The following is a 20,738-nucleotide window of genomic DNA, read 5'->3' as shown; positions in this document are numbered from 1 at the left end:
CTGGACGCCTATACCTATTCCCATGGAACAGGAAAAACAATTGGCAAAGCTGGGTCTCTTTGACGCGAAAGTACCCCGCTACACCAGCTACCCCACAGCACCACACTTCAATAATGACGTAAATCCAGACACTTATGCAGACTGGATTGCTACGATCCCGGCTGGGTCGCAGGTTTCGCTCTATGTGCATGTGCCGTTTTGCCGCCGTTTGTGCTGGTTCTGCGCCTGCCGTACCCAAGGCACGTCGACCCTGTCGCCGGTGGCCAGCTACGTCGAGACCCTGAAGGCGGAACTGACCCTACTCAAATCTCGGCTCCCTGCCGGCGTGACACTCTCCCGCCTGCATTGGGGCGGCGGCACCCCGACGCTACTTGACCCGACAATGATGGAAGACCTTGCAGGCGCGATCTTCGACGTCGCCCCGATGGCGGCGGATGGCGAATTCTCCGTTGAAATCGACCCGAACGAAATTGACGAAACCCGCATGGCCGCGCTTGCAGCCGCCGGCATGAATCGCGCGTCTATTGGGGTGCAGGATTTCGATCCTGACATTCAGCAAACCATTGGCCGGCTGCAAAGTTACGACATCACGCGTGACGCAGTCGACATGATCCGAGCCTACGGCATTCAGTCCGTCAACGCGGACATTCTCTTTGGCTTGCCCCATCAAAACCAAGCCCGCATGACCGAAAGCGTTCAAAAACTTCTGTCGCTTTCGCCTGATCGGGTTGCCCTATACGGCTATGCGCACGTACCGTGGATGGCCAAACGCCAGCAGATGATCCCGACCGACGCTTTGCCGACACCGCAGGAACGCCTCGCCCTCTTTGAAACTGCGCGCAAACTGTTCCTGTGGGACGACTACGACGAAATCGGTATCGACCACTTCGCGGCCAAGACCGACGGCCTGTCCATTGCCCAAAAGAACGGCACACTGCGTCGTAATTTTCAGGGCTATACAGACGACACCGCGGACGTACTTCTCGCGGTTGGCGCCTCTTCCATTGCCCGCTTCCCGCAAGGCTATGCGCAGAACGCGCCTGCCACCGGTGCCCACACAGCAGCGATCCGCGAAGGTCGTTTTTCCACATCGCGTGGCCACACATTCTCAGGCGAAGACCTCGTTCGGGGAAGAATGATCGAAGCGCTGATGTGCGACTTCCGCATCAACCGCGCAGAGATCACATCCGGTTTCCAGGTGAACGACGCTTGGGTTTCACGTCTTTTCTCGAACGTGGCTATGCAGTTTCCGGACATGGTTGCGATAGACGCCGATGGCCTTTCCATCCCCGAACATGCAAGGCCGCTCACGCGCATGATTGCCCGCGCATTCGACGCCTATGATATGAGCAAAGCGAAACACAGCGCCGCGATCTGATCAGAAAACCTGCAAGGAGCCGCCGCAGAAACCTGCGGCTGCCATTCCCGTTAGACAGCCGGCGCGGCCGCCAGCAACTCGCGAGTGTATTCGGTCTGCGGGTTGTCAAACAGGGCAGCCGCCTCTCCGGTTTCCACGACATCGCCCGCGCGCATAACGATGATCTTGTGACTCATCGCACGCACCACATGAAGGTCATGGCTGATGAACAAATAGGCTAGGCCGTACTTACGCTGCAACCGACGCAGCAAATCAACGATCTGCACCTGCACTGTCATATCGAGCGCTGACGTGGGCTCGTCCAAAACCACAAGTTTCGGACGCAATACCATTGCCCGCGCAATCGCGATGCGTTGTCGTTGTCCGCCGGAGAATTCGTGGGGATACCGGTCCATCGTCGCAGGATCGAGCCCAACTTCCTCCATGATCTCCGCAACCACGGACCGCGTGTCACGCCCACCCGGATTGCCGTGGACGCCCAGACCCTCTGCGATGATCTGCTCGCAGGTCATCCTCGGGCTCAAGCTCCCGAACGGATCTTGAAAGACAATTTGCATATCCTTACGCAATGCGCGCAACCGTCGTGTCGACCAGCTCCGAACATCATCCCCGTCAAAGGTGATGCCGCCGTCACTTTCGATCAATCGCATGATCGCAAGCGCCAGGGTCGTCTTCCCTGACCCACTCTCTCCGACAATCCCAAGCGTCTCGCCGGCGCGTACAGAAATCGTCGCCTCGTTCACGGCTTTGACGTGTCCGACGGTGCGGCGCAGGAACCCCTGCTGGATCGGGAACCAGACACGCAGACCGTCGGTTTCCGTCATTACAGGCGCCCCTTCATCCACGGGTTCAGGCGCGCCGGTCGCCCGTGCATTCAAAAGCAACTGCGTGTACTCATGCTGCGGGTTCGCAAATATCTCAGCCACCGGACCGGCTTCGACAATTTCGCCATCTTTCATCACGCAGACCTTGTCTGCGATACGGCGCACAATCCCCAGATCATGCGTGATAAACAAAAGCCCCATGCCTTCGGACCGCTTTAGTTCCGCGAGCAGTTCCAAAATCTGGGCCTGAATGGTTACGTCGAGGGCTGTGGTGGGCTCATCGGCGATCAAAACGTCCGGCTTGTTGGCAAGCGCCATGGCAATCATCACACGCTGCCTTTGTCCACCAGACAATTGATGTGGATAGGCGCTGAGGCGACTTTTGGCGTCGCGAATACCGACCTTTTCAAGAAGTTCGACAATGCGCCCCTCTGCTTCTGCACCAACCACGCCTTGGTGCAATGCCAGACTTTCCCCCAGCTGCTTTTCAATCGTGTGCAACGGGTTCAGCGATGTCATCGGCTCCTGAAAGATGAAACTGATGTCGTTGCCACGCACATCTCGCAGCAACTTCTCAGAGGCACCGACCATTTCCTGATCGTTATAGGTTACAGAACCCGAAACCTCTGCGCTCCCCGGTAGCAAAGAAACCGTCGAAAGTGCAGAAACCGACTTCCCCGAACCGGACTCGCCTACAAGAGCGACAGTTTCGCCCCGATCAACAGTAAAGGACACCCCCTTCACCGCCTCGATCAACTGACCGTCCTGCCGGAACGCCACGCGCAGGTCCTTGACCTCAAGAATGCTCATGAAAACGTCTTTCTTGGGTCAAAGGCGTCACGCACACCTTCGAAGATGAACACCAGCAAAGAAAGCATGATCGCAAAGGTGAAGAAGGCGGTGAACCCAAGCCACGGCGCCTGCAGATTTTGCTTCGCCTGAAGCGTCAATTCGCCAAGGCTCGGCGCGGACGACGGCAAGCCAAATCCGAGGAAATCGAGACCAGCCAGCGTGCTAATGGTGCCAGTCACAATAAATGGCAGCATGGTCACCGTTGCCACCATGGCATTAGGCAGCATGTGACGGAACATGATCACTCGATTTGACACGCCCAGCGCCTTGGCGGCACGAACATACTCCAGATTGCGAGCACGCAGGAACTCGGCCCGTACAACACCCACAAGTGCGGTCCAGCCGAACAGAACCGTCAACAAAACAAGCAGCCAGAAACTTCGCCCCAAAATCGCAAACATGATGATGATGATGTATAGGCTCGGCGTTGCGCCCCAAATCTCAATCACCCTCTGGAAAATCAGGTCGAGCCAACCACCAAAATAGCCCTGCACCGCACCGGCAATGATGCCAATGAGACTCGCGGCAGTCGTCACGATCAGAGTAAAGAAAATCGACAAACGGAAGCCATAGATGACCCTTGCCACGACATCGCGCTTGCGATCATCCGTACCCAGCCAGTTCTGGCTGTCGGGTGCCAAAGGCGCTGCACCGGGACGGTCAACAGGTGTGTCATAGCTGTAAGGAATGACTGGCCAGAGCGCCCAGCCTTTCTCATAGTCCATCAGGGCCAATTCTTCGGGAGACTTGCCAGCATCCAGACCTTCCAGAATATCCTCGGGGTAGTCGAAACAGTCCTCAACGCCACCCGTTGCAATGAGACATTGCACAACTGGATCCTTGTAGTCCGCCTCCGTACGGAAGTCCCCGCCAAATGTGGTTTCCGGATAGAAGTTGAAGATAGGTGCGTACAGTTCTCCGCGATAGCTCACTACAATCGGTTTGTCGTTGGCAAGAAACTCAGCAAACAGAGAGACACCAAAAAGAACGCTGAAAAGGATCAGCGACCAAAAGGCGCGACGATTGCGCTTAAAATTGCTCCAGCGTCTCTGGTTGAGCGGGGACAGCGCCATCAGCCAGCCCTCCGATCGAAATCGATCCTCGGATCGACAAGCACGTACATCAGGTCCGACAGAATACCCACGACAAGACCGATCAGGCCAAACACAAACAGCGTGCCAAAGATCACAGGGTAGTCACGCGCCACTGCGGCCTCGAACCCCAGACGCCCGAGACCATCGAGCGAAAAGATCGTTTCGATCAGCACCGACCCGCCGAAAAACACGCCGATGAAGACGGCTGGGAACCCGGCGATTACGATCAGCATGGCGTTACGGAAAACATGGCCGTACAGCACCTTGCGCTCGCTCAGGCCTTTGGCCCGCGCCGTCATCACGTAGTGTTTCTTGATCTCATCGAGGAAACTGTTTTTGGTCAGCAACGTCAGAGTCGCAAAGGCCGCGATTGTGGATGCAATGATCGGCAGCGTGATATGCCAGAGATAGTCCAGAACCTTACCCATCGCGCTCAGGTCCTCGAAGTTGTCCGAGGTCAACCCGCGCAGCGGGAAAATCTGCCAATAGCTGCCGCCGGCAAACAGCACCACGAGCATGATCGCGAACAAGAAGCCGGGAATGGCATAGCCAACGATTATCGCACCACTTGTCCAGGTATCAAACGGCGTTCCGTCCTTAACGGCTTTGCGAATGCCCAACGGGATCGACACGAGATAGGCAAGCAGCGTCGACCATAGCCCAAGCGTGATCGACACCGGCATCTTCTCCAGCACGAGGTCTACAACGCTAATCTTGCGGAAATAGCTCTCTCCGAAATCGAGCCGCATGTAGTTCCACATCATGTTGAAAAAGCGTTCGAGAGGCGGCTTGTCAAAACCAAACTCTTTCTCGAGCTGCGCAATGAACTCCGGTGGCAAACCTTGCGCACCCGCATATTTGCTGTCGCCAGCAGCGCCACCTGTAAAGCTCTCTTCCTGCAGGTTGCCAGCGTCATCGCCGCTGCCGGCAAATCCGCCGAAAACGTCGCCACCACCCTGTTGCTGTGCGATGATCTGTTCAATCGGTCCACCTGGTACAAACTGAACCAAGGTAAAATTGATGATCATAATCCCCAGAAGGGTCGGAATGATCAGCAAAAGTCGCCGTAGTATATATGCGCCCATGCGCCCGTTACCTCAGTGCACCTTCGGCCTTGAGCCGCGCCGCTTTTTCTTCGTTGAACCACCAGAAATCAAGCACGCCATCAGCATACTTCGGTAGAGGGTCCGGATACTCGAACATGTCGAAATAGGCCACCCAAGTTTGGTCGATAAACCAAACCGGCACCATGAACCGTTCATAACGCAACACGCGGTCAAGCGCCGTCAAAGCGACGCGTTCTTCCTCGGTGGACTCGGCCGCCAGAGAAATTTCGATGATCTTGTCCACAAGCGGACTGGCAAGGCCAGCAGGGTTGAACAAAGAAATCGCCGCGTCTTCAGAGCCATAACGCTGCATAAGTCCAGTTCCCGTACCCAAGAAGGCAGCGTAGCTGTCGAAGATTATGTCGTATTCCCGCTCACGCTCTTTGAGGGTGAATTGTGCCGGATCGATCTTCTCTTCCTTCGCGTCCACGCCCATCCGGCGCAGGTTTTTCACAAAAACGCCGATAACGGCTCCCATCGTAGCCGATGCCGACGACGCATAGGGGATTACCACGCTCAGGGTTTCACCCGCCTCGTTGCGGCGCAGGCCGTCATCTCCAACAACCCAGCCCGCCTCATCCAGCAGCCCCATCGCCTTGCGCAGGTTGCGTCTGTCGATCTCGCGCGCCGGGTTGGATTCATGCGCCATGACCACAGGCTCGGTCAGCACTTCTTCGGGAACCAGATCTCCCAGCGATTTCAGAAGCTCAAGCTCGGCACCTTCCGGTACGCCGACAGCTTCATTGGGCGCGCCCTGAACAAAGCTGTGACGTTGTTTGAAAAGCCCGAACTGCAGCGACTCGTTGGTCCACTCGAAGTTATATGCCAGCGCCATCGCTTCTCGCACCCGACGGTCCTGCAGGTGCTCGCGGCCAAGATTGAACACAAATCCTGACGGTGTCGGCGGCGTGCCATCCGGTAATTCCACTTTCTTCACGTAGCCAGCGCGCAACGCCGGAAAATCATATCCGGTAGCCCATTGCTTGGAATTGCTTTCGGCACGGAAAGTATATTCGCCCGCCTTGAAAGCCTCGAAAGCAGCGGCAGCATCCGCGAAATACTCGATTCGGATGCGGTCAAAATTGTGCCGCCCGACGTTGATCGGCAGGTCCTTGGCCCAGTAATCCGGGTTTCGTTTGTAAACGATGCGGCGGTTAACGTCATAGCTGTCGATGACATAAGGCCCAGAGCCCGGCGAGGTCTCCATCCGGGACTCATCCAACCGTGCGCCCGTTTCCTCGAACCACTTTTTCGACCAAACCGGCACACCGCCAACCTGATCGATCAGGCTCCTTCGGGAGATGCCCTCGGTGAAATAGAATTTGATTGTATGATCGTCGATCACTTCGGCGCGTGGAATGCGTTTCTTTACGGCCGCCGCATAGGACGGCAGCCCCTGCTCCAGCAAAAGGTTGTGGCTGAACAGAACATCATGTGCCGTCACCGGTGCCCCGTCTGAAAAACGTGCCTCTGGACGCATATAGAAAATCACCCAGGTTTTGCCTTCATCGTATTCCAGACGTTCCGCCAAAAGCCCATAAGACTCGCCATAAACATCCGCAGGCGCAGCCCCACCGGTCGCCGGCATTTCGCCGAGCAGGCTCTCATACATCATCCAGCTATAGCGTCCCGCGCGGCCTTTGCGGCTATACGGGTTCATGGAATCAAAAGTGCCGGGCGCCCAAAGAGCAATTTCGCCGCCCTTCGGCGCATCCGGGTTGACGTAGTCGAAGTGCGTGAAATTCTCGGGATAGGTCAACTCACCATAAAAGTTGTACCCATGGCTCCGAACGATCCCGTCACCCTCTGCGACAACCTGCGGAGCGATTGCCTGGCTCCCAAACGCCAAAAGCCCCGCTACAACCCATCTCGCCAGACCCTTTGCAGGCAACACGTTGAACCGTAAGGCTTTGGATGTGGACATGGTTTTCCCCTGAATGCATGAGCAGTTCTGCTTTTTCTTGGGGTTCAAGCTAATGGCGAGGCTGCTCAACATTCAAGTTCGGATTGCGTCAACTCGGCGTGAAAACGCCGTGCGTTGCCGTGCGGCCGTCTTTTCACACCTTTTGGCCGGCGCTCGTTTTAAGAATTGTCGGAGGAATTGGGTGAGAGGCTGGACAACGACCCAAGCGGGGCTCGTTACGGCTGCTTCCTTCCGGATCTGACCGGGTTGGCGAGGCGCTCGCCCGCGCCAACCTCTCACGCAGCGATATAGTGCCCTTCGAAACAGGATGCAAGCCAAGCGCCAACTGTTACGCGGGCCAATGATCATGGTCCAATTGCAACGTGAACGAAATGAACCCGTCTTCGCTTTCCACACCAGGCTCCAGCGGCAGCGTTATAAGATCCAAGTGTTTCCGTGAGCCTGCTCCGGTCTCGAAAACCGCCGAAACATCCTTCATACGTCTAAAGGTCCACGATGGAATTGCGCGATCCCCTCCAAGGAAAGGCTGCGCCAGATAACGCCCGATTGCGTCGCGTACCGAAATACGAGGAATTCTCACGATCTTGGAAGGGTCCACTCCGGGAAAATTCCCGCCACCGCCTCCGCGAAAGTCATTTGTTGCCAGCAGAAATCGTTGATCGGGCGCAACATCGCGTCCCTGCCAAAGCAAATCCGTCACCCTCTGTGCTTCGGGATTGATCCGCGTTCCGCTAGCGTCAAAACGCGCAGGCTGCGTCAGGTCGATCGCATAGGACACACCGAAAACCGTCTCTCTTTTGTACGAGGGCACATCACGTTCGAACAATCGTTGCCCTGGTTTTCGAGGCTCCAGTTGATTGTAAAAACTTGCTGACATCTCCAGCCAGTCTTGCAAATCGGAGCCCGTGATCTGCAACACCGAGACAAAATTGTCATAAGGCTGCAGTTCCGCGATTCCTCTCGCCTCCAGTGGTCCGGAAGCCAGATCAACGTAATTCCCTGCTCCGGCCCTGCCCCCACATCTCGACGGCGTCGTCGATGCAAGCAGGGGCAAGCTTTCAAATTCGGTTCCCGCAAAAACTGATCGCAATGCCGACATTTTGGCTTCGGCGACGATGCGTGTCATGCAGTCGTCCTTCACCATGGAGAAATAGCTAAAGACAGGGTGCGCCAGTTCGCCGACAACGCGCGACAACTCCGTCAGCACTTCGTCTTGGGACGCCTTCAATGCACCAACAATCTTGGGGGATTCAGCGGCGCCATTCCCAGACAGCAGAACACTTTCGTGCTTTTCGACGCACCATTTCTTGCGACCCGAAGCATTTTCCGCCTGCGTGAGGTACAGATCAATTTGCCCAAGACACGCCGCCATAGCTCCCGGCATGACAACGGGCTTGCCATTGACGCTTTTGCGTAACTCGGCCTCCAAGGCACTGTCGGCGCTCTGAGCACTGGGAAAACATTCGTGAACGTGCCCTGCAATCAGCGCATCGACCCCTTCCAGTGCAGCAACATGGCTTGCGACCTTTTCCATGTCCGGCCCGTAGGGCGCGGTACTAAGGCCGGAATGAGCCAGAGCAACCACCAGATCAGCGCCTTCGGCCAGCAACGCTGCGACCTGACTTCGAGCGGCCTGCAAAATATCGCATCCCACGACCGCGCCCTGCAGTCTTGACGCGTTCCAATCGACCACCTGTGGCGGCAACACACTGAAAATCCCGACATTGATGCTGCCACGGCCACCGCCCAGCGTCAGCGGGATAAGAACGCGGCTTTCCCATAAATCCGAATATCTTCCCTGCGTATCGCGTGCATCCAGGTTGGAACACAACACGGGGAACTCTGCCGCCTTAAGCGCATCGCGCAAACTCGGCTCTTCAAGGTCAAACTCGTGATTGCCAAGGCCAACCGCCCCGTATCCGATTGCATTCATGGCTGCGATCACAGGATGAATTCCGCCGGAACGCGACGAATTCGCCATTTCCGCAATTGGGCCGCCCTGTAAAAAGTCACCGTTGTCGACAACCAGAGTGGCGTCTGCGCCAAGACGTTGCGCTTCAATCAACGTGGCCAGTTTTGCCAGCGAAGCGCCGTCGGTAGGACGATTTCGAAAATAGTCATACGCCAATAATTTGGCGTGAACGTCCGTCGTGGCCAGCACACGCACATGCGCTTTGTCGACCTCAGGGCCGACCTTGGGGGAACCTGGCAAACCAAACCCTCACTTCAGCAACAAAATGGACCAGCTTATCGGCCTCCAACACACAGCGCTCCCCTCAGCTCCGAATTGACCTATATCTCGAAAACCGCGGACAATCTACAACCTATAGGTGTGCTTGCGGAACTTCCGCTTACATACCGTTGGAATGAACATCCTTGTGTTACTCTTTTGATTGCCCTGATGACAGCGTCGTGGCAAGCATCGTCGTCGGAGGACATGATGCGACACGCTGAAGCAGTAACTTTCGGAGGCTCCGGCCTCAATCGCGCCGCAGAGGTGCGCGGCGACGCAGAAGCATTCTCGGAGTTGCATGCAAATTCTGCAAGCCGTTCTGTCGCACTCTGGCGTGGCAAACCGTTGATGTGTGGCGAACACATGCATCAACTCGTGCATTTGCCCACGGATCATCCGCTTTTTGCCGAAACCAATGTGCCGCCCATATTCTTGGGCCTCTCGGAATCCGGTGCCGCGGTGTTCGCGCGAGACGTATCAGCATTCAAACCTGCTGAGATGGACGAAGCCCAATTGGGTGCATTTTTTGATCCGAGCCAGCAGCGACATCCGAGCCTGCCCGACGACCACGCGTTCTGTGAACTCCGAGGCGTGATGTCGCGCCTTTCCGCCAGAGATGCCGAGTTGGCGGCCACGGCAAAGGCCCTCTATGGCTGGCACAGATCGCACCGGTTCTGCGCGGCTTGCGGTCAGGAAAGCCGCATGGTCCAAAGCGGCTGGCAACGAGACTGCCCGGCCTGCAACACCTCCCACTTTCCGCGGACAGATCCCGTGGTGATTATGCTCATCACGCACGGGAATCGGGTCCTGATGGGGCGTTCGCCCGGATGGCCGGAAGGAATGTACTCGCTGCTTGCTGGATTCGTGGAACCAGGAGAAACCCTTGAAGCCGCTGTCCGGCGCGAGGTTTTTGAAGAAGCGGGAATCAAGGTTGGCGAGGTCTCCTATCTCGCCAGCCAGCCTTGGCCTTACCCGTCGTCTTTGATGTTCGGATGTGCCGGTGAGGCTCTAAGCGACAAGATCACCATCGACACAAACGAAATCGAAGATGCGATCTGGGTAACTCGTGAAGAGATGATGGAGGCTTTTGCCGGTCAACACCCCGTTTTGAAACCCGCACGCAAGGGGGCAATTGCGCACTTCATTTTACGCAACTGGCTTGCAGACCGCCTCGATTAAGGCGACTATGCGAGCGCGAACATAAGGGGCTGGGACAAAACAATCATGGAATTCACGGCGCGCGAGGACATTGACGTCCCAATCGAACAAGCCTTTGAAATGGTAACGGATTTTGAAGTTTTCGAACGCTCGGCTCTACGTCGGGGAGCCGAAGTCTCCCGCCTGGACAATCTGAACCGTCCAGGAGTTGGCGCAAAGTGGAACATTTCCTTCGAGTTTCGCGGCAAGCCACGATCGATTGACCTGGAGGTAACCGGCTTTGACCGTCCGAACGAAATTGCACTTCACGGCAAGGCGCAGGGCATAGAGTCAAACGTCAAGGTGGAGCTCGTGGCACTTTCTCGCACGAAAACGCGCCTTCAGTTCTGGACCGGCCTATCCGCCAACACACTCTCTGCCCGCTTGCTACTGCAGTCTCTCAAGCTGGCCCGCGGCACGCTGAACACCCGCTTGGGCAAACGCATGGCCAACCTGCGTCGCGACATGGAAGACCGCTACAGCCGCATGGCGTGACGAGCGGTCATCTATCCTGAGCGGTCGGGTAAACCCCCACAATCTTCAAGTGGTTGGTGAAGTAGCGCAGTTCATCAAGCGCCAGAGCCACATTGGCGTCATCCGGATGGCCATCAATATCCGCGTAAAAACGTGTCGCAGTGAATGACCCGTCAACCATATAGCTTTCAAGCTTGGTCATGTTGACGCCGTTGGTCGCGAAACCGCCCATCGCCTTATAAAGCGCCGCGGGAATGTTGCGGACCTCAAACACGAATGTGGTCATCATCTTTCCATGCGAACGCCGACTCAGATCGGGTTCACGCGACATGATCACAAACCGCGTGGTGTTGTGACCGTGATCTTCGATGTCGGTCGCCAGAACGTTGAGACCATAAATCTCCGCCGCCAGATCAGACGCGAGCACACCCTGATCCAAAACTTTGCTTTCCGAAAGCTCCCGAGCCGCCCCGGCGCTGTCAGCAGCTGAAATACCAACGATTCCGTTTTTCTGCAGAAACTGGGCTGACTGTGGCAACAAAACCAAGTGCGCACGAACGGATTTGACATCGTCCAGCGTCACACCCGGCATCGCCATCAGGCTGATGCGCACGCGCACGAACGCTTCGTCGATGATGTGCAACCGGCTTTCCGGCAACAGGCGGTGAATGTCGGCAACCCGACCATAGGTAGAGTTCTCGATCGGCAGCATTGCGAGGTCGGCGGCACCCGACTCGACGGCTTCGATAACCTCCTCAAACGTGCGGCACGACATGGCTTCCATGTCAGGGCGCGCTTGCTGACACGCCTCGTGTGAATAGGCGCCCAACTCGCCTTGGAATGCGATCTTGTTCGTCGTGCTCGACATCTCACCCTCATTTCCCGCCGCAAGGGCGTTTCGTCGCGGTAACTATACCTTGCGTTCATCAAGGGGAAGCGGATAGATACGCGTCAAACGCCACGAGACGGAAACGTAGCATGTTCGACACGATGACAATGACCAAGGTAGTGGGCGCACTCTGTGGCGCTCTGCTGATTTTCCTGCTGGGCTCCTGGGCCGCAGAAAGTATTTATCACACCGGCCCCAAAGGCCACGGCGACGACCACGCCAAGCAGGCCTACGTGATTGAGGTCGACAGCGGCGACTCTCCCGCAGAAGAAGCAGAAGCCGGTCCGTCGCTCGAAGAGCTGCTGGCATCCGCAGATGTCGACAAAGGCGCAAAGGTCTTCGGCAAGTGTAAAGCCTGCCACAAGCTGGAAGACGGCGCGAACGCGACCGGCCCGCACCTTTACGGCATTGTTGGCCGCGAAGTTGATGGCGTCGCTGGTTACAACTACTCCGGCGCTCTGATCGCGGTGGCAGACACATGGACCCCCGAAAACCTCGACGGTTTCTTTGCAAACCCCAGAGGCTATGCGCCGGGCACCAAGATGTCTTTCTCCGGTTTGAAAAAGGCGACCGACCGCGCCAACCTGATTGCTTATCTGGAAACCATCGGCGGATAAGTTAGCCAGTATCGAAATTGAGAGAGGCCGTTGCTTTTGCGACGGCCTTTTTTCATTTCAGGTCCGTGAGGATCTCTGGCTTTGGGCAGGCAGGGACTGATGCGCCGATCCGAAAGGTGGGAGGGAGGGAGGGGAGGGAAAACCGTCCGAACCGGCGCATAGTCGAATGACGCATCGCGTCGCGTCATCATTCTGGGTGATCGGCCCGTTTGCCTAAGGCCGCTGTCATCCTGATGAAGCTGATATGATATTTCCTGACGCGATTGCATCACGACAACCGGACAAGAAATTGGGAATTTCGGCCAAAACTTCGTTTTTTGAAATGATTGAAGTTTAAACGTTGCTTGCCCACTGAAATTGGTCATTTGTTTCAACCGCACAGGGACGTGTTGCGCGTATATTCGATAATGCAGTGGTGGCGTTTTTGCCGGAAAGCACCATCAGAGCCAGTACTAGCATTCCTGAACGACCGCACCCGCCCTTGCAATGCACCAGCACCCGCCCGCCCTTCTCCAGTTGCCCTAGCAGTTCGGCTGAAAGCGCAGGCCAGTTGTTCATGAATTCGGCAGATGGCACGCCGAAATCAACGATCGGAGCGTGGTGCCACGTCCATTGTCCGGATTGCAACCGGCCTTGGATACCTGTCCCTTTGGCGGCCATTTCCGCTTCCGAGGTCACGCTCACGACCGCACTGGGCGCCCAAGCCGCGACTCTATCGAAATCTTCGAGCGACACAGGCATCGGTGACAGGGCCACTATCCCTGGTCCGATCCGCCACTCCACGATTTCAAACGACATCAATCCAAACCTCCATCTGCCGCGCATTCACCATCTGCCGCGCGGCGCGAACCTGACGGTGAACCCTGCATTGCCGGTGGACGCGCCGCCCCGCCCCGCATAACCTGAGCGCCGACGCGCCGAATCCGGCGCGCGAGACAAGACCGACCAAACAGGCCTGCACTATGAACGACACTCCCGACACTGGCTATCAGGTTCTCGCGCGGAAATATCGCCCAGAAACCTTCGCCGACCTTGTCGGGCAGGACGCAATGGTGCGCACCCTGAAAAATGCCTTCGAGGCCGACCGCATCGCGCAAGCGTTTGTTATGACCGGCATCCGAGGCACTGGCAAAACAACGACGGCCCGTATCATCGCCAAAGGCATGAACTGTATCGGTCCCGATGGCGGCGGAGGTCCGACCACCGATCCTTGCGGGGTGTGTGAGCACTGCACCGCGATCATGGAAGGCCGGCACGTCGATGTCATGGAAATGGACGCTGCTTCGCGTACCGGTGTGAATGACATACGGGAAATCATCGACTCGGTGCACTACCGCGCGGCTTCGGCGCGCTACAAGATTTACATCATCGATGAGGTCCACATGCTGTCGAACAGCGCGTTCAACGCGCTGCTAAAGACGCTTGAGGAGCCGCCTGCACATGTGAAGTTCATCTTCGCCACTACCGAAATCCGCAAGGTTCCCGTGACTGTCCTGTCACGCTGCCAACGCTTTGACTTGCGCCGCATTGAACCGGAAGACCAAATCGGCCTGCTCCGCAGAATTGCCAATGCCGAGGGCGCGGAAATTGCGGATGACGCATTGGCCCTCATCACCCGTGCGGCCGAAGGATCCGCACGTGACGCCACATCCCTGCTTGATCAGGCGATCTCGCACGGTGCCGGAGAAACCACCGCCGATCAGGTGCGCGCCATGCTCGGACTTGCCGATCGCGGACGTGTGCTCGATCTGTTTGACATGATCCTGCGCGGTGATGCTGGGGCGGCCCTCAACGAACTTTCAGCGCAATATGCCGACGGGGCGGATCCGATGGCTGTCCTGCGCGATCTTGCGGAAATCACCCACTGGATTTCAGTCGTCAAAGTAACCCCCGAAGCCTCCGAAGACCCAACCGTGACACCGGACGAACGTGCGCGGGGCCAATCCATGGCGGAACAGTTGCCAATGCGCGTCCTGACCCGCATGTGGCAGATGCTTCTCAAGGCCCTCGACGAAGTGGCCACAGCGCCGAACGCCATGATGGCCGCTGAAATGGCCATCATCCGTCTTACTCACGTGTCTGATCTACCCAGCCCAGAAGAGCTGGTGCGCAAATTGCAAGACTCCCCACGCCCCCCGATGCCGCCCTCAGGCGGTCCAGGTGGCGGCGTTGGCATGGGACAGGGCGGCGCAACTGCACAGAGCTATCAGGGCAGCACAGTGCCCAACGGCGGCGGTGCACAGGGTGGCAACGTCACCGCGCTTGCCGTCGCCGATAATACCGCACTGGCGCGCTATGCGTCTTGGGAGCATGTTCTGGAACTCATCCGCACCCGTCGAGACGGTGTTCTACGGGTACAGGTCGAGAAATACGTTCGTCTGGTCAGTTACCAGCCGGGCCGCATCGAATTCGAACCCGCACCCGATGCCCCGCGCGACCTGTCGCAGCGGCTCGGCAGCCAACTTCAGCGTTGGACCGGAAACCGATGGGCGGTGATCATTGTCGCAGACGGCGGCGCGCCCACCGTGGACGAAGTTCGCAACGCGGCGGAAAACGAAATGCGGTCCGAAGCCGAAGCCCACCCGTTGGTGCAAGCTGTCCTCGACGCCTTTCCCAAGGCCAAGATCACCGACATCAAGTCACGCAAGGAAATCACGCAGGAGGCCATGGCCGAAGCCCTGCCTGAAGTCGAAGACGAGTGGGATCCTTTCGAGGAAGACTGATTTCAACAGCGGATCGGAACCAAACCGCTCACGCCCATAACCTCATTTGTATCGGGTACGCATTCTGGCTTTGCGGGCTCCCGCTTCTCTCCTACGGTTTCTGCGCCGCATTTGGCGCCGCACGAAACCTACGGAACCGCAAACATGCCTATACGCCGCTTCATTCAGACCGATGTCTTCTCGTCAGACCCCACGCTTGGCAACGGGCTTGCTGTGGTCGTGGACGGAGATGACCTCACGACCGAACAGATGCAGGCCTTCGCCGCATGGACCAATCTGGCAGAAACCACTTTTCTTTTGCCCCCCACAGACCCGGATGCGGACTACCGCGTCCGAATTTTCACAACGCGACGCGAAATGCATTTTGCCGGACACCCCACTCTCGGGAGTTGTATGGCCTGGCTTCACGCTGGCAATGTCCCCAAAAAACCGGAAGTGGTGCGGCAGGAATGCGCCATTGGCATCGTCGATATCGATCTTTCCGGCCCAACCCCGGCGTTTGTATCCCCACCCACAGAAGTCTCGGCCATGTCCGAAGCTGAACAGACCCGCCTGATCACAGCCATGGGTATAAACCGGTCAATGGTCAAAAGCGCGATTGTTCTGGACAACGGTCCGGTATGGAACCTTTTCGAACTTAATTCTGCCGCCGATGTTCTGGCCGTTGACGCGACCCGCGTGGTTTGGCCCGAGCATCAGGGTCTCGCTCTGTTCGGGGCCTACCCCGAAGGTTCTGAATGCCAGTTCGAAACACGCAACATTGCGCCCTCCTCCGGCATGGTCGAAGATCCGATTACCGGGAGCCTCAACGCCGCAATCGCCTGCTGGCTGCTGCAAACAAACCGTCTTCCCGATGCGGCCGTAGCAGCTCAGGGAACCAATCTCGGACGCACGGGTCGCGTGTTTTACAGGCAGTCGCCAAACTATCCCGGCAAAGTCCTGATCGGAGGAGCGGTGAATGTGTTGATCGATGGTACACTCGACCTCTGAGTACCTTGTAAACAAGGCCAGCGCGCCGTATCTAGACGCAAACACACTTTCAGGAGAGACCCAGATGCTCAAAGGCCTCGGCAACCTCGGCGACATGGCCGGGATGATGAAAAAAGCCCAAGACATGCAACAAAAGATGACCGACTTGCAGGACGATCTGCACAACATCATGGTCGTCGGCGAAAGCGGCGCAGGTCTGGTCAAGGCCACGGCGTCTGCCAAAGGCGAACTCAAGGCGCTCGACATCGATCCTTCGATTTTCAACGGTGACGACAAGGAAGTCGTCGAAGACCTGATCCTTGCCGCGATCAAGGACGCCCAGACCCGTGCCTCTGACCGCGCGCAGGAAGAAATGGGCAAGATTACCGCCGAGCTTGGACTTCCCGCAGACATGAAGCTGCCGTTCTAAGCACTTGCACGCCCCCCCGCGTTTCTCGCTATAGTTCGGCGAGACAAGACCCTGGAAGGGCGCAAAGCCATGAGCAGTTCCGAAATTGACACGCTGATCGAAATGATGGCCAAGCTCCCGGGGCTTGGCCCCCGGTCTGCGCGGCGTGCGGTGCTGCATATGATCCGGAAACGGGGGCTCCTGCTGACACCGCTGGCCGACGCCATGCAGGCCGTCGCCGCCACTGCCCGGGAATGCCTGAACTGCGGCAACATCGGCACATCTGATATCTGTGACATCTGCGCCAGCGAGAAACGCGCCACCGGCGAACTCTGCGTTGTAGAGGACGTTTCCGATCTCTGGGCCATGGAGCGTGCCGGCGTTTTCAAAGGTCGCTACCACGTTCTTGGCGGCACGTTGTCGGCACTCGAAGGCGTCGGTCCGGAGGACATTTCGATCCCGAAGCTGGTGGATCGGGTGACTTCCGAGCATATCTCTGAAGTGATTTTGGCGCTCAACGCCACAGTCGACGGACAGACCACGGCCCACTACATCGCCGACCAGCTTGAAGACCGCGTGCGCCTGACCTCCTTGGCGCAAGGCGTGCCGGTAGGCGGCGAACTCGACTACCTCGACGAAGGGACTATCAGCGCCGCGCTGACCGCCCGAAAAACGCTCTAAGGCACCTTCGTGCACAACACGGTGTTACTGGAAACAAAGGATGTAGGGGGCCGCCGTAGTGAACACATCGAACCGATTTGGACATCTTCAAACGCCCCCTGAAGGGCCTTTCCGGTTCATTGCACTCGACGTCGAAACCGCCAGCCGATCGGCGGGCAGCATCTGTCAGATCGGCCTCTGCTTTGTCAGCGACGCGGGCACCATGCAGACCTATTCGGTCCTCATTGACCCCGAAGAACCCTTTGCACCGTTCAATTCAGAGCTTCACGGAATTTCCGCTGAAACGGTGCGGGAGGCCCCGACTTTTCCGACAGTCTATGTCGCCCTCTTCGACCTCCTCAACAGCCACAGCCTCGTGCAGCACAGCACCTTTGACGAAAAGGCAATGACTGCCGCTTGCGCTCGCTATGATCTTCCGATGCTGACGTCCCATTGGACAAACAGCGTCAAGGTAGCTCGACAAGCATGGCCCGCGCTCAAGGGCGCTGGCGGGCACGGTCTGGCCAATCTCAAGACATACCTCGACCTCGCTTTTCATCACCACGATGCAGGCGAGGACGCGCGCGCTGCAGCCTGTGTGATCCTCAAAGCAGAAGAGACGACCGGCGTACGTCTTTCCCATCTCAAGACAAAACGACAGCTGGACTTGCCAATCTAAAGAGTGCCTCTGCACGAAAAAAGGCCGCCCAACCGGACGGCCCTTTCTATTCTCTGTACAACAGCGATTAGCGCGGCTGCTCGTCTTCGTCGTCGCCACCCGGCAAGTTGAAGAAGCTGTCCGCATCCGCGAAATCCGCATCCGAGGTCTCATCCTCGTCACCGTCTTCGTCGTTGAGAGAGAAGGTTTCCAGTCCCTCAATCGCCGTCGGGATTTTCGGTTCCGCTTCCATCTCCAGCGACGTCTCGGTGCTCACCAACTTGCGACGCTCGTCATCCGACATCACCACGCCATCCGCCGCCTTCTTGGAGGCAGCTTTCTGAACGGCCGCGTCCAGTTCGGATTGCTTACACAAACCCAGAGCAACCGGATCGATGGGTTGGATGTTGGCAATGTTCCAGTGGGTCCGCTCGCGGATCGCCTGAATGGTCGGCTTGGTAGTGCCCACCAGCTTGCCAATCTGGCCATCGGAAAGTTCGGGGTGAAATTTCACCAACCAAAGGATCGAGGCCGGACGGTCCTGACGCTTGGACAGCGGCGTGTACCGCGGACCGCGACGTTTTTCTTCACCAGTGGCCGCCGCGTTGAACTTCAGCTTCATCTTGTAAAGCGGGTTCTCTTCGGCCTGCGTGATTTCTTCCTGGACCAACTGGTTGTTGGCAATCGGGTCGAAACCCTTGACGCCAGTCGCAACATCGCCGTCGGCAATGCCCTGAATTTCCAGCTCATGCATGCCAACAAAATCGGCAATCTGTTTGAAGCTGATAGTCGTGTTGTCCACCAGCCAGACGGCGGTTGCTTTGGGGTGCAGCAGCTTGGCCATATGATGTCTCCTTACGTCAATCGTCCCAACCTGCGGATATAGATTTCCCGTCGCCTGACTTTCCGTCAGACGGCACCGATCTTCTGGTGCGGGTTTCCGTTGTCGGGGAACTTGAGGCCGATATAGTGCCCCCAAGTCAAAAAGGAAAGACCCAATGCGCCTATTGTTGAGCCTCGCCCTCGCCGCCCTAACTGTAACTCAGGCAGTTGCAGAAGACGACGTAGCAGGAGAATTTGACTACTACGTGATGGCGCTTAGCTGGTCCCCGAATTGGTGCGCCATCGAAGGCGACGCCAAGAACTCTCCGCAATGTGACTACGACGAGGATCACGGGTGGATCCTGCACGGGCTCTGGCCTCAATACCATCGGGGCTGGCCGGACTATTGCCGCACATCGCATCGCAACCCGCCCCGGAACCTCACCAATAGCATGGCCGACATTATGGGAACGTCGGGGCTGGCATGGCACCAATGGAAAAAGCACGGCACCTGCAGCGGCCTGTCCGCTGAAGATTACTATTCGCTTTCAAGAGAGGCCTACGGACGCGTGAACAGGCCCGCTGTCTTTCGCAAACTGGACCAATCGGTCCGCCTGCCAGCATCCGTGGTGGAGGAGGCATTCCTGAAGGAAAACCCGCAACTGGAAGCTGACATGCTGACCATCACCTGTCGCGACGGATTCATTCAGGAAGCAAGGATTTGTTTGTCACGGGATCTGACACCGGTGCCTTGCGGGCGGGACGTAGCCCGCGATTGCACTTTGGGTGATGCCCGCTTCGACCCCGTACGATAAGTCCGGTTATTCGTCTGAGATCTTGTTGATCCGCAACTTTCCACTAGCGGCTTCACGGCACTTGCTGCTGGAAAAATCCGAACTCGTGCTGACCCAGTTCAGCGCCATGACGCTATCGCCTCTGGCCCGCAAATAGAACGGGATCGGCTCTGTGCGGGCGCCGCTGTTTGAACCGCGCGTCATTGTTCCGCAGTACAGACGGTCACCATTGCTGAGAGCATAGGCCGTGAATTCGGGGAATTGTGCAAATCCAGGGTTGCTGGTTTGCTCCGCCAGCCTGTTCTTGGCCCAGAATACCTCCTGAGACGTTGGCGTTACCGGCTCCGTGCGAACGCGCTGCATATCCAGCGAACACGCACTCAGAGCAGCCAGACACGCTCCTGCGATCAATAGCTTCTTCATCCCTGCGTCTCCTCAACTTCTTGTTGCGACACAGATAAACACAGCTTTGCGGCCACATCACGGCAAAAATGCAAAAAGCCCGATCCAGATGGACCGGGCTTCGCGCAATTTCAACGGTTTGCCAGCTTAGTGTAGCTTGGCATCGACCTCGGCAATGCCCGCTTCGATCAGCTTGTTGGCATCAGCCGCAGACATCTGCTTGGCAATCACGTCCTCAGCAGCGGCGATCGCCACCACAACAGCTTGATCGCGTACCTCTTTGACGGCAGAAGCCTCGGCCGAAGCAATCTGGTCAGTCGCGGCTGCGAGACGGCGCTCGATGGACTTCTCCAGATCGGCTTTTGCCTGAACGGCCGCCTTTTGGGCTTCGTCCTTGGCCTGAGCCACGATGCGTGCTGCCTGCTCTTGAACTTCCTGCTGCTTGCGCTCGTAAGAAGCCAGAACGGTCTGGGCTTCTTCACGCAGGGCACGGGCTTCATCGAGCTCGGATTTGATGTCGTCGGCGCGCTTGTCCAACATGCCACCCAAAAGGGAGGGCACTTTGAAATAGAACAGCACGGCGATGAAGACGATGAAGCCGAGCGTCACGATGAAGTCGGTGTTCTTCAGAGAGAAGAACGGGCCGCTTGCCGCGAAGGCCGGGCTTGCCAGCATCAGGGTGGCGACGGTTGCGAATGTTGTGCGCATCAATC

The 20,738-nt window shown here is 57.4% G+C and carries 20 protein-coding genes and 1 other RNA gene; 10 read left to right on the top strand and 11 right to left on the bottom strand.

Annotated features, from left to right (window positions below; genetic code table 11):
- The first annotated feature begins 22 nt into the window (after positions 1–22).
- On the top strand, positions 23–1,378 hold the full coding sequence (gene hemN, locus BXY66_RS00500; protein WP_132858232.1) for an oxygen-independent coproporphyrinogen III oxidase: 1,356 nt from the start codon (positions 23–25) through the stop codon (positions 1,376–1,378).
- Positions 1,379–1,428: 50 nt separating this feature from the next.
- On the opposite strand, the gene BXY66_RS00495 is transcribed toward hemN, so the two are convergent.
- From BXY66_RS00495 to BXY66_RS00470, 6 genes are all read right to left on the bottom strand, one after another.
- Positions 1,429–3,012 (bottom strand): ABC transporter ATP-binding protein, encoded by a 1,584-nt coding sequence (locus BXY66_RS00495; RefSeq protein ID WP_132858231.1) that lies wholly within the window; start codon positions 3,010–3,012, stop codon positions 1,429–1,431.
- The gene (locus BXY66_RS00490) at positions 3,009–4,127 is read right to left on the bottom strand and encodes an ABC transporter permease (protein WP_132858230.1); all 1,119 of its coding nucleotides are present in this window, start codon (positions 4,125–4,127) and stop codon (positions 3,009–3,011) included. The genes BXY66_RS00495 and BXY66_RS00490 overlap by 4 nt, the downstream gene beginning before the upstream one ends.
- Complete coding sequence (locus BXY66_RS00485) at positions 4,127–5,233, bottom strand: microcin C ABC transporter permease YejB (RefSeq protein ID WP_132858229.1); 1,107 nt, start codon at positions 5,231–5,233, stop codon at positions 4,127–4,129. The genes BXY66_RS00490 and BXY66_RS00485 overlap by 1 nt, the downstream gene beginning before the upstream one ends.
- 7 nt (positions 5,234–5,240) lie before the next feature.
- Complete coding sequence (locus BXY66_RS00480; RefSeq protein ID WP_132858228.1) at positions 5,241–7,178, bottom strand: extracellular solute-binding protein; 1,938 nt, start codon at positions 7,176–7,178, stop codon at positions 5,241–5,243.
- A gap of 180 nt (positions 7,179–7,358) precedes the next feature.
- An RNA gene (ffs, locus tag BXY66_RS00475) (signal recognition particle sRNA small type) lies at positions 7,359–7,455 on the bottom strand.
- 51 nt (positions 7,456–7,506) lie between these two features.
- The gene (locus BXY66_RS00470) at positions 7,507–9,390 is read right to left on the bottom strand and encodes a 5'-nucleotidase C-terminal domain-containing protein (protein ID WP_132858227.1); all 1,884 of its coding nucleotides are present in this window, start codon (positions 9,388–9,390) and stop codon (positions 7,507–7,509) included.
- Positions 9,391–9,618: 228 nt separating this feature from the next.
- Here BXY66_RS00470 and nudC point away from each other — a divergent pair, with 228 nt between their 5' ends.
- Complete coding sequence (gene nudC, locus BXY66_RS00465; protein ID WP_132858226.1) at positions 9,619–10,590, top strand: NAD(+) diphosphatase; 972 nt, start codon at positions 9,619–9,621, stop codon at positions 10,588–10,590.
- A 45-nt stretch (positions 10,591–10,635) separates the two neighbouring features.
- Positions 10,636–11,103 carry an SRPBCC family protein gene (locus tag BXY66_RS00460; RefSeq protein WP_132858225.1) on the top strand — a complete coding sequence of 156 codons (468 nt, stop codon included), beginning with the start codon at positions 10,636–10,638 and terminating at the stop codon, positions 11,101–11,103.
- A gap of 7 nt (positions 11,104–11,110) precedes the next feature.
- Here the strand turns inward: BXY66_RS00460 and BXY66_RS00455 are convergent, their stop codons facing one another.
- Positions 11,111–11,950, bottom strand: coding sequence for a prephenate dehydratase (locus BXY66_RS00455; RefSeq protein WP_132858224.1), 840 nt, complete (start codon positions 11,948–11,950; stop codon positions 11,111–11,113).
- A 110-nt stretch (positions 11,951–12,060) separates the two neighbouring features.
- On the opposite strand from BXY66_RS00455, the gene BXY66_RS00450 reads away from it, so the two are divergent.
- Complete coding sequence (locus BXY66_RS00450) at positions 12,061–12,588, top strand: c-type cytochrome (protein WP_132858223.1); 528 nt, start codon at positions 12,061–12,063, stop codon at positions 12,586–12,588.
- Positions 12,589–12,921: 333 nt separating this feature from the next.
- Here BXY66_RS00450 and BXY66_RS00445 read toward each other — a convergent pair whose 3' ends face one another.
- Positions 12,922–13,386, bottom strand: coding sequence for a protein-tyrosine phosphatase family protein (locus BXY66_RS00445; RefSeq protein ID WP_132858222.1), 465 nt, complete (start codon positions 13,384–13,386; stop codon positions 12,922–12,924).
- Positions 13,387–13,550: 164 nt separating this feature from the next.
- Between BXY66_RS00445 and BXY66_RS00440 the strand changes: the two genes are divergently transcribed.
- The 5 genes from BXY66_RS00440 to BXY66_RS00420 all read left to right on the top strand — a co-directional run bounded on the left by BXY66_RS00440 (position 13,551) and on the right by BXY66_RS00420 (position 18,028).
- Positions 13,551–15,311, top strand: coding sequence for a DNA polymerase III subunit gamma/tau (locus tag BXY66_RS00440; protein WP_132858221.1), 1,761 nt, complete (start codon positions 13,551–13,553; stop codon positions 15,309–15,311).
- A gap of 144 nt (positions 15,312–15,455) precedes the next feature.
- Complete coding sequence (locus BXY66_RS00435; protein ID WP_132858220.1) at positions 15,456–16,301, top strand: PhzF family phenazine biosynthesis protein; 846 nt, start codon at positions 15,456–15,458, stop codon at positions 16,299–16,301.
- A 64-nt stretch (positions 16,302–16,365) separates the two neighbouring features.
- Positions 16,366–16,710: a YbaB/EbfC family nucleoid-associated protein gene (locus BXY66_RS00430; protein WP_132860284.1), complete on the top strand. Its 345-nt coding sequence runs from the start codon at positions 16,366–16,368 to the stop codon at positions 16,708–16,710.
- Positions 16,711–16,779: 69 nt separating this feature from the next.
- Positions 16,780–17,370, top strand: a complete 591-nt coding sequence (recR, locus tag BXY66_RS00425; protein WP_132858219.1) for a recombination mediator RecR — start codon at positions 16,780–16,782, stop codon at positions 17,368–17,370.
- A gap of 58 nt (positions 17,371–17,428) precedes the next feature.
- Entirely contained in the window at positions 17,429–18,028 is a 600-nt protein-coding gene (locus BXY66_RS00420; protein WP_132858218.1) for an exonuclease domain-containing protein, read from the top strand.
- A gap of 67 nt (positions 18,029–18,095) precedes the next feature.
- Here the strand turns inward: BXY66_RS00420 and BXY66_RS00415 are convergent, their stop codons facing one another.
- Complete coding sequence (locus tag BXY66_RS00415; RefSeq protein WP_132858217.1) at positions 18,096–18,851, bottom strand: DUF1013 domain-containing protein; 756 nt, start codon at positions 18,849–18,851, stop codon at positions 18,096–18,098.
- Positions 18,852–19,005: 154 nt separating this feature from the next.
- Between BXY66_RS00415 and BXY66_RS00410 the strand changes: the two genes are divergently transcribed.
- Positions 19,006–19,644, top strand: a complete 639-nt coding sequence (locus BXY66_RS00410) for a ribonuclease T2 family protein (RefSeq protein ID WP_132858216.1) — start codon at positions 19,006–19,008, stop codon at positions 19,642–19,644.
- Positions 19,645–19,650: 6 nt separating this feature from the next.
- On the opposite strand, the gene BXY66_RS00405 is transcribed toward BXY66_RS00410, so the two are convergent.
- Together BXY66_RS00405 and BXY66_RS00400 are read right to left on the bottom strand one after the other, a co-directional pair.
- Positions 19,651–20,046 carry a hypothetical protein gene (locus BXY66_RS00405; protein ID WP_132858215.1) on the bottom strand — a complete coding sequence of 132 codons (396 nt, stop codon included), beginning with the start codon at positions 20,044–20,046 and terminating at the stop codon, positions 19,651–19,653.
- 126 nt (positions 20,047–20,172) lie between these two features.
- Entirely contained in the window at positions 20,173–20,733 is a 561-nt protein-coding gene (locus BXY66_RS00400) for a F0F1 ATP synthase subunit B (RefSeq protein WP_132858214.1), read from the bottom strand.
- Positions 20,734–20,738 lie beyond the last annotated feature (5 nt).

The sequence above is a fragment of the Shimia isoporae genome, assembly GCF_004346865.1.
GTDB lineage: Bacteria > Pseudomonadota > Alphaproteobacteria > Rhodobacterales > Rhodobacteraceae > Shimia > Shimia isoporae.
Note: the sequence above shows the minus strand (reverse complement) of the source record. Positions and strands in the feature narration are given on the sequence as shown.